Source organism: Pseudomonas sp. LB3P58 (genome assembly GCF_054897895.1).
Genome location: NZ_JBUBVE010000001.1, coordinates 1,248,899 through 1,264,705, shown reverse-complemented (window position 1 = coordinate 1,264,705; position 15,807 = coordinate 1,248,899). Strand labels below are relative to the sequence as shown.

The window sequence follows — 15,807 nt, the reverse complement described above, 5'->3', positions numbered from 1 at the left end:
TGAAAGCGTAACCGTCTATAAACTACATTTTTTTTTGCCAACTATTCCACAAAATATTTTATTCAGAGCCAATACCTGGACGTGCAGAGTGTATGTATTTTCCACCGCTGCCCGCCCCGCCCGGCCATAGTGTAATCGCTGATCAGCATTGCCTAATAGCTTCAGCAAAGAAGACTCCCACTCCGCGGGGCTATCCGCTAACAGCCCGCATTGATTTCCATTGACAATTTCGATATTTACGCCCACTGGAGAAGCAACAACGGGAACACCGGAAGCCATGTATTGAATCAGTTTATAGCCGCACTTCCCCTTCTCCCAAGGACCATCAACCAACGGCATGATACCTACATCCAACTGACGTATGAAGTCGACCTCACTGTCCTCTGACCAAGGCCGGACCTCTACGACAATCCCGGGTAGCTCGTCAACAATCTCGGGCGTAGCCCCCATCAGCATGACACGAGCTCCAAATTCATCGCACACCTTGAGAAGCGCCTGCCGGATCGCGACTACATATTTTTGTGTGGAAGGTGAACCTATCCAACCAATAACGAGCGATTGACAACTAGCATCCCGTTTCGCCGAATACCGGCTTTTGTCGACCACGGTGGGAACCACGACAACATTTTTTGCGCCTGCTGCTGTCGCACGATTGGCAAGGTAATCGTTTCCCGCAATCACGCATCGCGCGTTGCGCATTACCACATCAATTTTTCTGCCCAAAAATTTGCGGATAAGCGAGTTGGAGGAAAGATCATAGTTGTGAAATATCGCATCATCATAATCCACAACATAGGGCGGGGCAAAAACCCTTAAGAGCCTCTCTACCGTCGCTGGAAAATAAGGGAATAGCTCCTTTTCTATCAAGATAACATCGTATTTTCGAACGGTGAAAAGTGCAAAAAAACGCACCAGATAGCAATATATTGATCGAAAAACTGGGCGCTTGCCCGAACTGTATAGACGCTTAAGATAGGCATCATCAAACAAGCTATTGACCACTACCTCAACGCCGTTCTTCTCAAGATAAGGTATATATTGAAGATAGCGAAGACGACTACTTGCCCCTAGCCGAGAATATTTTGACAATAATAAAATTTTCATGCTTAACTACATCTCGTCTAAGAAGCCAAAGTGCAACTTTTATCGCGCCCCAACTCATCGAAGCACTTGTTGCAACAATCTGGAATCAGTTCTTTTTCCGCCCATTGAAAATCCATCCAGGCAACCAACTAATCAACAGCCCGTAGGCGACCCAGGTTTCCTTGATAGATGATAATGAACCACGTAAAATTGAGATCCCGGTACGCGATAGTGGCTCGAGCAACAACGTACTCAAAAGGACCGATGTTGCTCCCAGAAATCCGAAATACTTATATGAATAAATAATTTTGCTACGCTGCGAGTAAAACAGACGTCGCGCCTTGATTTGATCAGAAGTCCCTCCGCCTTTATGGAAAGCTTGTATATTACTCAGGAACTCTATTCTCCAACCCTTGGCTTTAACTCTTCGTGATAGATCAAGGTCTTCCAAATACACGAAGAACCTTTCATCAAAGCCCTGCAACTGGTCGAAAATCTCACGCCGAATAAAATAGAAGGCCCCTATCACATGGTCAACAGAGCGATCACTTGCATGATCCCACTCCCTCATAAAATGACCGAGCTTGGGAATGAAGTGATCAAGACCAACGGTATGTGCAAGAAAACCTGACACGGTTGGAAACCTGGTGCAGCTACGTGAAATCTCACCGTGTTCGTCTTTCAATTGCACCCCGCAGACACCAACATCCTGGTTGTCTGGCCGTTCCATATAGTCAAATACTGATTGTAGCGATGCCGGAAAGACGGCCGCGTCTGGATTGAGAAAAAGAATATACTTCGCACTTCCATGCCTTGCACCCAAGTTGCAAGCCTTTCCAAACCCAAGATTCCGACCAGCCTTGATTAGTTCAACATTCGTCAAAGGTAGCAACAGCTTTTCCGAACCATCCGTTGAACCATTATCTACGACGATGATTCGCGCTAGATCGTTATCACCACCTTGGCCTATTGAAGCCACGCACTGTAAAACCTGGTCGCCAGAGTTCCAATTCACAATAACCACATCAATCTTATGACTCACTTTCAACACCCACGCCCTTTTCAGTGAAGCCAAAAGCAACCAGCAAGGCTAAATACACCCAGAAGCTAGTAATATACTGCTGAGTAAAGTGCGGATCCTCAACCATCAACGCCATCATAATGATCAAGAATCCGAAGAACACACTTCGGTCACGACGAAACACTGTCCGCCCTACGAAAAAAAAGAAGCCCAGAGAAACCAAAACCGCGACCAGTGACTCCTCGATCAATGAGGTCATCCAAAAATTGTGGGCAGAGAGCTCAAAGTGGAATAATGAGGAATAATAGCCGATTGGTTCAAAAGGGTGATCCACCAGATAATCAATTTTCTCCATCATCGTTTGTAATCGCCCATTTCCGGTCGCCAACAACTCGACATCCGTCCTAGACGACAAAAAAGTGTTAAATCCAGATAAATCCCAGCCAACCGATATGACCATGTAGGCGAAAAAAACACCTAGTATAAAAACCGAAATAAAACCAACCACAACAAGCTGGCGCATCCTAAAAACAACAAAAAACAATAACAACAACAACAACATATTTGATCTGGAGAACGTCAGGCATATACCTACCGCAACAAGGCAGAACATCAAAAAATCAAACTTCCGACGCTCATCCAAAATTGTGTAAGACACAGCTGAGAGCAGCAAAACCTGCGCAATAGTATTACTTGCTCCCCAAGGAAGAGACATAGCCCCCCCAACATATCGCTCCAGTATGACCTGTTGAATACCATGTTCCATAGAGCTTAAGAAAAAATTGACAATGAAATACATTGCCAACATTGCACCCGAACATATTAAAATCCTAGCAAGTGCTTGGACCGACAATCGCTGGCTTAGCACACTGCAAATCAGCCCTAGATAAATGACAAAACCAACCACATTAAAGAAAGCCCTTACCGACGACTGAAACGGGCTAAAAGAAAAAGCTGTCATGACAACAATCAAAAATATATAGAGGAATGGAAAAAGAAAAAACCTCCAATCCATATCAGCCAGATAGCGAAAAATAACCGGCATGAATGCAAGCATTGAAGCGATAAAAAAAGGCGTACCAAAACTCAGTACCCCCCCATCTTCAGGGGATGTGCTAAAGCCCAGCAAAATCATACCCAAGACAAAAAATGCGAGGTATTTTGGAAGCCTTATATTCAACACACCTTCACCGCTTAAATTTAGTAAAATAGAAAAGACCTAGCGAATCAAAAACAACTCGAAAGGTCCACGCCAATGCTGCCCCCATGATGCCAAAATATGTAATAAGTATATAAAGCGCCCCCACAAATAGAGGCAACTCAATCAGGTGCAAAACAGCGGTTTCTTTAGATCGACCAGACGCATGCAAAAACGAATAATACATTGAACCAACAGCATTAAAAAATACGCCAACGCAAAGAATCCTCCCCACCCAGGTAGATTCTTCCGATACATATTGTCCAACCCAAAGACTCAAAATATAGGGCATCAATAGTGCAACGCAACCCATCACACAGAACATGATGAGCGAAACCCGTATCAGCCATCGATTAAAGGTGTGATGCGCTTTTTTTACATCATCTTGCAGAAAACCAGCAATTACCGGAAACGCAACCGTAGTAATCGCCCCAACCAAAATCAGTGCCTGCACCGTTATTTCATAAGGAATCACATAAGCAGTTACCGCCGCCGCGGATATCAGCGTTCCGACAAAAAAACGATCAGCCTGCACTAAAAATGGGCTAACAACACTACTCACCGTGACCCAACCTCCAAACGTGAGGAGTTTACCAGCTTGCACTTTAGTAAATTTACCTTTGTCAGCCTCGCCATTTGGCAGGCATTGGTAAGCAAACTTCCTGTACATAAACAATGCAATCCCTCGAGAAAGCACCAAAGTTGCGATCAACCAATACAACTGGTTAGTGAGTTGCGCAACCAAGAATGGAGCACCAAAATTTGCCGTACCGAGAGCAATACGCAAGAAACTAATATTCTTAAAATTAAGATAAGCCTCGTTCACACCGCGATAAGTTGCACTGATAGCCTGCATCGGTATAGCCACCGCCAGGAGCAGCAGAGAGATCAGAACCTCCATAACACTAACAGTCTGTCGCGGTACGAAATTATAACCACCGAGACAGCTTCCCAGTACAATCAGAATGAATCCTACAGTACCAATAACCGTTGTGATTCGAACTGCTGTGCTAATAACATCGGGAATTTCATTTTCACTGTCCCTCCCTCGGAGGGATGCTAACCTTTGAGTAACTGCACGACCAACCCCCAGATCGAGCGCTCCGGCGTAGCCAATCAATCCCCATGCAAGCGCCAGAAAACCAAATCGCTCAGTGCCTATTACCGAAATCAAGCCTGGAACCGTCAGAGCAGCTATCAGCAGAGGCAAGCCGAGGCCTAGCAGGTTCCAAAGTATATTTTTATATTGCACTGCAACCTCATGTGACTACATTACGCAACGAGCCCATTGCTATGCTGAGCATTATCAATTCAGCACGCCTGGATAAAAACACATGAACCAAGGACATTCGGTCACTACTCAAATAGCCAGCCGTATGACTAACGAATCTATTCAGCATCAACTCATGAATGACAAATACCAAGGCATTGCTTTATCAATCCCTGCAAAAATATCAAACTCAGGCTCGTAGCCCAACATTGTTTTTGCTTTGCTAATATCGGCTTGAGAATGACGAACATCACCCGCTCGAAAATCACGATAAACGGGTTCTTTCGAGTACACTACTCCTTGTTCCGACAAGCTTTTCTTAAGAGCACTAAACAGCTGATTTAATTCGGTTCGCCCACTGACAGCAACGTTATACACTTGACCCAAAGCGGTTTCTTCGATAGCAGTGGCAGCCAACAAATTCATCTGCACGGTATTCTCAATAAAGCAGAAATCACGGCTGGTTTTACCATCACCATTAATAAAGATATCATCACCGCTTATCATTGACGACGTCCACTTCGGAATCACCGCGGCATAAGCTCCCTCGGGATCCTGGCGCTTACCAAAGACATTAAAATAGCGTAGCCCTATTGTTTTGAATCCATAATTACGAGCAAAAACATCAGCATAAAGCTCGTTAACATATTTTGTCACAGCGTAAGGAGAGAGAGGATTGCCAATCACATCCTCAACTTTTGGAAGCCCTGGATGATCCCCATAAGTTGAACTGCTGGCTGCATAAGTAAAACTCGTTACTTTCGCATCCCGAGCCGCCACCAACATATTCAGAAACCCATCAACATTGGTACTATTTGTTGCAATAGGATCATTAAGCGATCTTGGCACCGAACCGAGCGCTGCCTGATGCAGGACATAGTCCACGCCCACGCAGGCACTTTGACAATCTTCAAATTTTCGGATATCGCCATTTATGAAACGAAAGCGACTCCACTGTTCAGCACTAACCAGACTTTTCACTTCATCGAGATTACGTTGATGACCAGTCGCAAAGTTATCCAACCCAACTACCCGCTGATCAAGTTTAAGCAATTCCTCCAGCAGGTTAGAACCAATGAAGCCGGCCACACCTGTGACAAGCCAGGTTTTCGGGTCTATGGGAAGTGCTTTCTTCAAAGATTCGTAAAAAGTCATATATAGGATTCTTGTGTGAATATAATCTGATGGAACCCGATCCATTAAAAATAGGATTCACGTCGACCATTGCCTTAGGGAAGGCCTGAATAGTCAGCGATTTTTGATACCACCCTTGGTTGAGGTTCAAAAAGCACTGGTTTTGTCAGAAATCAGACCTTTCCTGTTCTTACATCGTTCCACCCTTGAACGACGCCTCCTTAAGGCGCTTTTCCCGCATCACAGGCGCACATCTCCCGCAACCAGCCGCCGTTTTCGCATCACCCACAGGTTCGACAGGGCAAATAGGGTAGCCTGTTGCGCGGTGTTTTTCATCAGGCCACGAAAGCGCACTTTTGTATAGCCAAACTGACGCTTGATTACCCGAAACAATGTTCAACATAGGCGCGTACTTGGGCCTTGGCTTATTCGATCATGAGCCGCAGTCGACCGACCAAACTCCTTCTTTCCGTGCCTTTTGTAGCCGCTGGACCGCGCCGCAATCGACCAGATCATCGTGCGATTCTGATGCTCAGGACGCTTGTTCCCACCCATGTATCGGCATCGCGCAGGATTCCGGATAATGCGGCTCGATCAGGAAGCGCTCGCGGCGGGCCTGCTTACGTTTGCAGGCGTACTCGGCATCAGTGAAGAACATCTGTTTAATCGGGACTCAGCAGTTCAGTTCGTGGAAGGCAAGTATTTCACCAAATCTGGAAGTATTATTCAGAGTTTCCTTAGAGACGAATATCAGACTCCGCGGCGGTCAGCAGGTACTTGAGGTCGTACAAGACATGTTCTGCCCTTCCGAATTGACGGATCTTTGCCGCCCCCATGCTACGAAACTCGTTGTGCGCAACCGCCAAAACAATACCATCATAAGAGTCGATGGCCGGCTCGGTAATCGGCGTAACTCCGTACTCGTGCTGTGCCTCCGCAACACTGACCCACGGGTCGTAGATATCTACAGCAATATTGTAGTCGGCCAGCTCACGGACGATATCGACGATTCGAGTGTTACGCAGATCTGGGCAGTTTTCCTTGAATGTAAAGCCCATCAAAAGAACACGAGCACCATCAACTTGAATGCGGCGCTTGAGCATTGCTTTGACCAGTTGCGAAACGACATAAGCGCCCATTCCATCGTTCAAGCGACGGCCCGCCAGAATGATTTCTGGGTGGTAGCCGATCGCTTGTGCCTTATGGGTAAGGTAATAAGGATCGACACCAATGCAATGGCCACCAACCAGACCGGGGCGAAACGGTAAAAAGTTCCACTTGGTTCCCGCTGCCTGCAGCACAGCCTCGGTATCAATCCCCATTTTGTTGAAAATAATCGCCAGCTCGTTGATCAATGCAATGTTCAAGTCACGCTGGGTGTTTTCAATAACCTTGGCAGCTTCAGCAACCCGAATACTACTGGCCTTGTGTGTACCTGCAGTAATGATTTGATTGTAGAGTTCATCTACCAGCTCAGCTATTTCTGGCGTCGAACCTGAGGTCACCTTCTTGATGGTCGTGACACGGTGCTCTTTATCACCCGGATTGATACGTTCGGGGCTATAACCTGCGAAAAAATCGATATTGAATTTTAGGCCGGAAACCTTCTCCAGCACTGGTACGCAGTCTTCCTCGGTTGCACCAGGATAAACTGTCGATTCGTAGATGACGATGTCGCCTTTCTTTAAAACTTTCCCGATGGTTTCCGATGCCTTGATGAGCGGAGTCAAATCAGGTTGATTGTATTGATCGATCGGCGTCGGCACCGTTACGACAAATGTATTGCAAGCACTCAGATCTTCAAGGTTAGTGCTGAAATCCAACAGCGCAGCTTGTTTAAGTTCTTCATCAGTGACTTCAAGTGTAGCGTCATGTCCCGCCTTGAGAGCGTCAATGCGATTCTGATTGATGTCGAACCCAACAACACCACGAATTTTACCGAACTCAACCGCGAGCGGCAGGCCAACATAACCAAGACCAACGATGGCAAGTTTGATGTCTTCCAGTTTATGCATAAGTAAACGCCTGGTTAATCGGATTAAATTAAAGTTGACTAAAATGAGTTCGTCGCCCACGCTGCATAAAGCACGCTACGGCCCCAAGGTTTTCCGCTGGCTTCCGTGAGGATGCCAATGCTACGATGTCAAATCGCCACGAAAATACCCCGCGGAATCCGCTCGGCTCAATTGGGTCCTAATGAAAAACCCACCGACAACAAGATCGGCTCCACAAACTCATCGAGCCGAAACCGCTGCTGCCCCGAACGCCCCCCTTCACAGCGATGGGACGCGCTTCGCGACCCACCAGAAGCAAACAACTCAATCTCGAATACCTAAACCGAGCGCAGCTCACGACTGTGGCGGTACAGGGTTCTGAACAATGCTACGAATATACCAATAACTCCACCCAGCAATATCGCCACTGCCAATATCAATGCTTTCTTCGGTTTGATTGGCTGATCTGGCATCTCAATCGGACCATCTAGACGGAAAACCGCCACATCATCCGGCTTGACAGACAAATCCCTGTAGAAGGCTTGCTTTATCTGCAAAGCCCGAAGATTTTTTATGAAAGGGTCTTCTAACTTCCGCTCTTCAAGGTTTTTGATTTCAGCTTGGAGCGCCTTGCTACCACGAATATAAGTTAACTCGCCATTCATATTGGCTGACACTTCGCCCGATAAATTTCCGCTTATGATTGGAGGCTTTTCCAAACCAATAGCCTCAGCGATACGCAGTGCCTCACGCAACTGGGTAATAAGATCCTCGCGAACACGCTCAGCACTTTCACGCAGTGTAGTAATCTGCTGCGCAAGGTTTCGTGCACGGACTTCAGCTTCTCTATTGACGCTCTCGATCATCTCCCCCACAGCTAAGACCCGTGCCTTGTCTACAAAAGCCTTCAACCACTCGGCAGCCTTGGCCGGATCATTGCTTTGCATCGTCAAGGAGAAACGATCCGGAGAGCTTTTATCAGCAAGCGCAACCGTCAGATCATTGGAGAAACGGTCATAAAGCCCATCCTGAGGACCGACGCGCTCAGATTCATTAAGGGACGGGAGATAGTACTCTTCAAAAAAATTCCGACGCAGTGATTCAGCTCGAAGATTACGCAAGAAAACGTCATATACGTATTTCACGCTGTAAGGTTCCAGTTCCGACTCTCGGGTTCGGCCATAGTTAAAATCGGCAATATCTTTCTGCGTCGGCGGAATGACAAAAGCTTTAGCCTCGTAGACAGGCTTGCTAAGAAAAGCATAAGCCCCACCAACCAAAGCGAATAGCATAACGACAGCTAAGATCAGCCATTTTTGTAGCCATAACCCCTGAATAATCTCGATGAGGTCAATTTCATCGTTAGGCCTGGCCTCAGCACGGTTGTTGCGCATTTGTCGCGTTATCCTTCTTAGATTCCAACTACTATTTTTTGTCGGGAGTGGTCCACTCATCAGTTTGCGAGAAAGGTTGGCCGCCGCCCTGTCGGGCCAGTACCAAAAATCAAAAAACGACCTTCACAAAAGCAAAACGAATCACATTGCCGGAAACCCCATCTGCAAGAAATGTGCTTCACCTGCCATGCTGAAACGACCTCAAATTTGCTTGCGGGCCCTCCTCATGATCTTCCAGGCTGCTGGCATCCCTAACAGAGGACCAGTTACCCCCCAGCTGAGCCATGAGCAATTAGATCAAATTTGGTAACTGCGGCAGTGACCATCCCCAAAAAACCAGCGAGGCATGATGCTAGTTTTACAAAACAAAAGCCACCCCTCAAAAGTAACCAAGAAGATAGATCAGTCAAGCAAAAAACGCTTAAAGTTCCGCACAAGCCACTCCAGCTATGCCGCGTCGCCCGTTGGTTGCTGGGCAAAAGCTTGGCGGTCTGGTTAATGTCCGTCGGCTACGCACACAGCCCCACTTGCCACCATACTCGCAGACTTAAACTGGTGCTTGAGCTCGAGCCGATCGGACCGGATGCCAATCTCACGACACACCAGCTCGATACGATATTCACTTCGATCCGAACTCGGCCTAGATACCGTACAACCCGGTTTGGCCATCACCCGCTCAACCCTGGCGCAGTGGGTCGGCAAGTCGTCGAGGCCACCCCTTACCGGGAAGGCGAGTCCAACAACTTCTGCAAGTACTGACCGTAACCAGTTTTCTTCAGGGCATCGGCTTGCGCGCCGAGCTGCTCGGCAGTGATCCAACCATTGCTGTAGGCAATCTCTTCCAGGCAAGCCACTTTCAGGCCTTGGCGCTGTTCGATGGTGTGCACGAAGTGACTTGCTTCCAGTAGTGATTCATGGGTACCGGTATCGAGCCAGGCAAATCCGCGACCCAGCATTTCGACATTGAGCGTCTTGCGCTCTAGGTACGCACGGTTAACGTCGGTGATTTCCAACTCGCCACGCTCGGACGGCGTGATGCTCTTGGCGATCTCGACAACATCGTTGTCGTAGAAGTACAAGCCGGTCACCGCATAGTTGGATTTTGGCTTCAGCGGTTTCTCTTCAATGCTAAGAGCGCGACCAGTTTTGTCGAACTCGACAACACCGAAGCGTTCCGGGTCGGAAACGTGGTAGCCGAATACGGTAGCGCCATGTTGTTGAGAGCTGGCGGAGCGCAGGTTGTCCGAGAAATGCTGACCGTAAAAGATGTTGTCGCCCAGGATCAGGCAGCAAGGATCTTCGCCGATAAACTCTTCGCCAATGATGAAGGCTTGTGCCAGACCATCCGGGCTAGGTTGTTCGGCGTAGGTCAGCTTGATGCCATACAGACTTCCGTCACCCAGTAACTTGCGGAAACACGGCAAGTCTTCTGGTGTGGAGATAATCAGGACTTCACGCATGCCCGCAAGCATCAGCACCGACAGCGGATAGAAGATCATCGGCTTGTCGTAGATCGGCAACATCTGTTTGGACACGCCGAGGGTCAACGGATGCAGACGCGTGCCCGAGCCGCCAGCGAGGATGATGCCTTTACGATTTGTCGTGCTCATTTATTCAGAACTTCCCTAAGCATTCGGGTTACACCACTTTGCCAATCCGGCAAGTGTAGAGAAAAGTTGTCACGCAGCTTCTGAGTATTCAATCGCGAATTCAGAGGGCGGCGCGCAGGTGTTGGATAAGCCGTCGTTTCAATCGGATTGATCGCCGTTACGGCAAGCTGCTCGCCGTTGGCTTGGGCGAAGCCGATCACATGGCTAGCATAGCCGTGCCACGACACTTCGCCACTGGCCGCCAAGTGATACAAGCCCGACAGCTCGGGACGTTGCAGAATTTGCTGAATGGCCAACGCGGTCACGTCGGCAATCAGGTCTGCCCCGGTCGGGGCTCCGATCTGGTCAGCGATGACGCTCAAGGTTTCGCGATCCTTGGCCAAACGCAACATGGTCTTGGCGAAGTTGTTGCCGCGAGCGCCATAGACCCAGCTGGTACGGAAGATCAGATGCTTGCAGCCCGACGCAGTAATCGCCTGCTCTCCGGCCAGTTTACTGGCGCCGTAGTGATTCACCGGGGCGACTGCATCTGACTCTTGCCACGGCGTTGAACCCAGGCCGCTGAAGACATAGTCGGTCGAGTAGTGAATCAGCCAGGCACCCAGGGTCTTGGCCTCTTCGGCCATGATTTGGCTTGCCTGACCGTTCACACGGTCGGCCAACTCAGTCTCGGACTCGGCTTTATCGACAGCGGTGTAGGCCGCAGCATTGACGATGACGTCGGGCTTGACCTGGCGAATCGTCGCGCGCAAGGCATCGAGATCGGACAGATCACCGCACAAACCATCCACAACATGTCGGTCCAATGCGATCAACTCGCCAAGCGGTGCGAGGGAGCGCTGCAGCTCCCAGCCTACCTGGCCGTTTTTTCCAAGCAGAAGGATTTTCATGCTTTGTTCGAACGATCTGCGTAGTTCTCGTCGATCCACTGCTGGTAGCTACCGCTCTTTACGTGAGCGACCCATTCAGTGTTGTTGAGGTACCACTCGACCGTTTTGCGGATGCCGGTTTCAAAGGTTTCTTCCGGCGTCCAACCCAGTTCACGCTGGATTTTGCTGGCGTCGATTGCGTAACGCTGGTCGTGACCCGGGCGATCCTGAACGTAGGTGATCAGGCTGGCATGTGGACGGTGAGCGGAATCGGGACGCAGTTCGTCGAGCAGTGCGCACAGGGTATGCACCACTTCGATGTTTTGCTTTTCGTTATGGCCACCGATGTTGTACGTCTCGCCGATAACGCCTTCGGTCACGACTTTGTATAGTGCGCGGGCGTGGTCTTCGACGTAGAGCCAGTCGCGGACCTGATTGCCTTTGCCGTAGACCGGCAGCGGCTTGCCTTCCAGCGCATTGAGGATGATCAGCGGGATCAACTTCTCAGGGAAGTGGCAGGGACCGTAGTTGTTCGAGCAGTTGGTGACCAGGGTCGGCAAGCCGTAAGTACGGCTCCAGGCGCGAACCAGGTGATCGGAACTGGCCTTGCTGGCGGAGTATGGCGAGCTTGGCTGATACGGCGTGGTTTCGGTGAAGAGGTCTTCCGGACCTTCGAGGTCTCCGTAAACTTCATCAGTCGAAATATGGTGAAAGCGGAAGTTGGCTTTACGCGCATCATCCAGCGCAGCCCAATAGTGGCGCGCAGCTTCCAACAGGGTGTAAGTGCCGATGATGTTGGTCTGGATGAACTCAGACGGACCAGAAATCGAGCGATCAACGTGGGACTCTGCGGCCAGGTGCATGATCGCATCCGGTTGGTGTTCACGCAGGACGCGGTCAACCTGATCGCGGTCGCAGATGTCGACGCGCTCGAACACGTAACGCGAGTTCTGGCTAACTTCGGCCAATGACTCAAGGTTACCGGCGTAAGTAAGCTTATCGACGTTAACGACAGCGTCGGTAGTGTTGGAAATGATATGACGAATGACTGCCGAGCCGATAAACCCGGCGCCGCCGGTTACTAGAATTTTCACGCGAAACCATACCCTTGAGTTACTGACAGGGCCGCCAACCGAGCACTGCCTAATCCATGAATGCAGAAGCCATCAAGCCAGCCGAGGCCTCTGACAGAGTCAGTTTGAACCGACGTGGGCATATGCCACTATCGGACAAGCGCAGCATTTTACAGCTTAATGACGGTTTTACTAATGGATATAGACAAGCTGTGGCTAAAGATTAGTGCGCCTTCCGCGTCATGTCGCATCAGACAAGGCGCTTGCGTGAAACTCTGGACGTACGCCCCAGAAACCAGCCAAGAATCGGCCCGATCACCATCCCAATCAACAGCGCCATAACCATGACCAGCGATACCGGTAGTTGCGGCCCCGCCCAACCCAGGAACAACAGGGAAACCGATTGTTGATTCTCGAGAACGAACGCGAGGATCGCCAAAACCAGCAACAGGACGAATACGACGAGCAGTACGCGCTTGAGGTTACGCATAAGCGGCTCCTTGTATTGCGGTGGTCGTCAAAGCACCTCCTCCTCGTCTTCGTTCACACGATCGCGCAATTCTTTGCCTGGCTTGAAATGCGGCACGAACTTGCCGTCGAGGCTGACGGACTGACCGGTTTTTGGATTGCGACCTACGCGCGGCGCGCGGTAGTGCAAGGAGAAGCTGCCAAACCCACGGATCTCGATGCGATCACCGGTGGCCAGACATTGGGACATTTGTTCGAGCATGGTCTTGATGGCCAGCTCCACATCCTTGGATGAGAGCAGCCCTTGATGGGTGACAATTCGTTCGATCAACTCCGACTTCGTCATATTTTTCCCTTCTTTTTCAAGCAGCTAGATCAGCGCTTCAAAGGTTTTAGCACGCCCGGATGAATTTGAACAGCCCGAGTTTTGACATACCTCACCAACAATGAGATGACCTATTCCAGAGTAACGAATCACTGATCGCGCAGTCACACACTCATCTACAGATCACCAGCATGGTGCGCGTCAGATAGCCCGCTGGATTAAATCCAAAGAGGTACTCATCCTCGTCTTTGGCATCATCGGATCTGGCTACAACTTTGTAGCCAGCCGCCTTGCACTCCTTGTTCGCTCGCTTGCGACACTTCTCCCATCCCGACCCCAGACCCGAACAATCGATCTCGATGCCACTGACCCCACGCACCGCGTGAGTCTTGGCATTAGTGGTACAGCCTGCCAGTGTCAGTACTGCTATAACGACAATGAGCTTGTTCATTCACTTCCTTAGGCCGGACACGCCGCCGGACGGTCGTTCGCTTCAAGCTAAAGACTAGCTGCAAATAAACGATTGATCCGATTAAAGAAAGAGACAACTTGCCGGGACGATTGGTTTCACGGCAAACAATCGCAGCGCCGCGAAACTATCAGAATCACCAAATTCCAGGCACAAAAAAGGGCGACCGAAGTCGCCCTTTTTCTATGGTCTGACAGAACTTAGTTCTGTTTTTCCATTTGTGCACGCAACAGGTCGCCCAGAGTGGTAGGACCAGCAGCGATGTCAGCAGCAGGCTTGTCTTTCAAGCTCTGGATTGCTTCTTTCTCTTCTGCATCGTCTTTCGACTTGATGGAGAGCTGGATTACGCGGCTCTTGCGGTCAACGCTGATGATCTTGGCTTCTACTTCCTGGCCTTCTTTCAGAACGTTGCGCGCGTCTTCAACGCGGTCACGGCTGATTTCGGAGGCTTTCAGAGTCGCTTCGATATCGTCGGCCAGAGTGATGATGGCGCCTTTAGCGTCAACTTCTTTCACGATGCCTTTAACGATTGCGCCTTTATCGTTCTCTTGAACGTACTCGGAGAACGGATCGCTTTCCAGTTGCTTGATACCCAGGGAGATACGCTCGCGCTCTGGGTCAACCGACAGGATAACGGTGTCCAGCTCGTCGCCCTTCTTGAAGCGGCGAACGGCTTCTTCGCCCACTTCGTTCCAGGAGATGTCGGACAGGTGAACCAGACCGTCGATGCCGCCGTCCAGACCAATGAAGATACCGAAATCGGTGATCGACTTGATGGTGCCGGAGATTTTATCGCCCTTGTTGAACTGGCCAGAGAAATCTTCCCATGGGTTAGATTTGCACTGCTTGATGCCGAGGGAGATACGACGACGCTCTTCGTCGATGTCCAGAACCATAACTTCCACTTCGTCGCCGACTTGTACGACTTTCGAAGGGTGGATGTTCTTGTTGGTCCAGTCCATTTCGGAAACGTGTACCAGGCCTTCAACGCCTTCTTCCAGCTCAGCGAAGCAGCCGTAGTCGGTCAGGTTGGTTACACGAGCGGTAACGCGAGTGCTTTCTGGGTAACGGGCTTTGATAGCAACCCATGGATCTTCGCCCAGTTGCTTGAGGCCCAGGGAAACACGATTGCGTTCGCGATCGTACTTCAGAACCTTGACATCGATCTCGTCGCCAACGTTGACGATTTCGGAAGGATGCTTGATACGTTTCCAAGCCATGTCGGTAATGTGCAGCAGGCCATCGACGCCACCCAGATCGACGAATGCGCCGTAATCGGTGAGGTTTTTGACGATACCTTTGACTTGTTGGCCTTCCTGCAGGGATTCCAGCAGAGCTTCACGCTCAGCGGAGTTCTCGGCTTCGAGGACGCTACGACGGGAAACGACAACGTTGTTGCGTTTCTGGTCAAGCTTGATGACCTTGAATTCCAGCTCTTTGCCTTCCAGGTGCGTGGTGTCGCGCACAGGACGGACGTCAACCAGAGAACCTGGCAGGAACGCACGGATGCCGTTAACGTCGACAGTGAAGCCGCCTTTAACCTTACCGTTGATAACGCCCTTGACCACTTCTTCGGCTGCGAAGGCTGCTTCCAGAACAATCCAGCATTCAGCGCGCTTGGCTTTTTCACGGGACAGCTTGGTTTCACCAAAGCCGTCTTCAACCGAGTCCAGAGCAACGTGAACTTCGTCACCGACGTTGATAGTCAGTTCGCCAGCATCGTTGTAGAACTGCTCAAGCGGGATGAGTGCTTCAGACTTCAGGCCAGCGTGAACGGTTACCCAGCGAGCTTGGTAATCGATATCAACGATAACACCGGTGATGATGGAGCCTGCCTGAAGGTTCAGGGTTTTTAGGCTTTCTTCAAAGAGTTCCGCAAAGCTTTCGCTCATTTTAATT

15 protein-coding genes and 1 pseudogene are annotated in these 15,807 nt (G+C 49.8%); all 16 read right to left on the bottom strand.

Features of this window, described 5'->3' with window-relative positions; translation table 11 throughout:
• Positions 1–15 precede the first annotated feature (15 nt).
• Positions 16–1,104: a glycosyltransferase family 4 protein gene (locus ACYZTZ_RS05910; RefSeq protein WP_461997511.1), complete on the bottom strand. Its 1,089-nt coding sequence runs from the start codon at positions 1,102–1,104 to the stop codon at positions 16–18.
• Positions 1,105–1,189: 85 nt separating this feature from the next.
• Complete coding sequence (locus ACYZTZ_RS05905) at positions 1,190–2,125, bottom strand: glycosyltransferase family 2 protein (RefSeq protein ID WP_461997510.1); 936 nt, start codon at positions 2,123–2,125, stop codon at positions 1,190–1,192.
• Entirely contained in the window at positions 2,115–3,287 is a 1,173-nt protein-coding gene (locus ACYZTZ_RS05900) for a hypothetical protein (protein ID WP_461997509.1), read from the bottom strand. Before ACYZTZ_RS05900 ends, ACYZTZ_RS05905 begins: the two co-directional genes overlap by 11 nt.
• Positions 3,288–3,291: 4 nt before the next feature.
• Positions 3,292–4,554, bottom strand: a complete 1,263-nt coding sequence (locus tag ACYZTZ_RS05895; RefSeq protein ID WP_461997508.1) for a flippase — start codon at positions 4,552–4,554, stop codon at positions 3,292–3,294.
• A gap of 147 nt (positions 4,555–4,701) precedes the next feature.
• Positions 4,702–5,727, bottom strand: coding sequence for an NAD-dependent epimerase/dehydratase family protein (locus ACYZTZ_RS05890; protein ID WP_192406946.1), 1,026 nt, complete (start codon positions 5,725–5,727; stop codon positions 4,702–4,704).
• 219 nt (positions 5,728–5,946) lie between these two features.
• A pseudogene (locus ACYZTZ_RS05885) lies at positions 5,947–6,264 on the bottom strand (transposase); the annotation flags it as partial.
• On the bottom strand, positions 6,239–6,364 hold the full coding sequence (locus tag ACYZTZ_RS05880; protein WP_461997507.1) for a hypothetical protein: 126 nt from the start codon (positions 6,362–6,364) through the stop codon (positions 6,239–6,241). The gene ACYZTZ_RS05880 and the pseudogene ACYZTZ_RS05885, both read right to left, overlap by 26 nt.
• A 79-nt stretch (positions 6,365–6,443) precedes the next feature.
• The gene (gene tviB / locus ACYZTZ_RS05875; protein ID WP_461997506.1) at positions 6,444–7,721 is read right to left on the bottom strand and encodes a Vi polysaccharide biosynthesis UDP-N-acetylglucosamine C-6 dehydrogenase TviB; all 1,278 of its coding nucleotides are present in this window, start codon (positions 7,719–7,721) and stop codon (positions 6,444–6,446) included.
• Positions 7,722–8,038: 317 nt separating this feature from the next.
• Positions 8,039–9,094: an LPS O-antigen chain length determinant protein WzzB gene (locus ACYZTZ_RS05870; RefSeq protein ID WP_461997505.1), complete on the bottom strand. Its 1,056-nt coding sequence runs from the start codon at positions 9,092–9,094 to the stop codon at positions 8,039–8,041.
• A gap of 719 nt (positions 9,095–9,813) precedes the next feature.
• Positions 9,814–10,704, bottom strand: coding sequence for a glucose-1-phosphate thymidylyltransferase RfbA (gene rfbA, locus ACYZTZ_RS05865; protein ID WP_461997504.1), 891 nt, complete (start codon positions 10,702–10,704; stop codon positions 9,814–9,816).
• Positions 10,701–11,594, bottom strand: coding sequence for a dTDP-4-dehydrorhamnose reductase (rfbD, locus tag ACYZTZ_RS05860; protein WP_461997503.1), 894 nt, complete (start codon positions 11,592–11,594; stop codon positions 10,701–10,703). Before rfbD ends, rfbA begins: the two co-directional genes overlap by 4 nt.
• A complete protein-coding gene (rfbB, locus tag ACYZTZ_RS05855) occupies positions 11,591–12,667 on the bottom strand; it encodes a dTDP-glucose 4,6-dehydratase (protein ID WP_461997502.1) in 1,077 nt (358 codons plus the stop codon). The genes rfbD and rfbB overlap by 4 nt, the downstream gene beginning before the upstream one ends.
• Before the next feature lie 229 nt (positions 12,668–12,896).
• A complete protein-coding gene (locus ACYZTZ_RS05850) occupies positions 12,897–13,136 on the bottom strand; it encodes a LapA family protein (protein WP_461997501.1) in 240 nt (79 codons plus the stop codon).
• A gap of 27 nt (positions 13,137–13,163) precedes the next feature.
• Entirely contained in the window at positions 13,164–13,460 is a 297-nt protein-coding gene (gene ihfB / locus ACYZTZ_RS05845; protein ID WP_033055808.1) for an integration host factor subunit beta, read from the bottom strand.
• Positions 13,461–13,611: 151 nt separating this feature from the next.
• On the bottom strand, positions 13,612–13,890 hold the full coding sequence (locus tag ACYZTZ_RS05840) for a hypothetical protein (protein WP_461997500.1): 279 nt from the start codon (positions 13,888–13,890) through the stop codon (positions 13,612–13,614).
• Between the two features lie 218 nt (positions 13,891–14,108).
• Complete coding sequence (gene rpsA / locus ACYZTZ_RS05835; RefSeq protein ID WP_033055812.1) at positions 14,109–15,800, bottom strand: 30S ribosomal protein S1; 1,692 nt, start codon at positions 15,798–15,800, stop codon at positions 14,109–14,111.
• Positions 15,801–15,807: the final 7 nt, after the last annotated feature.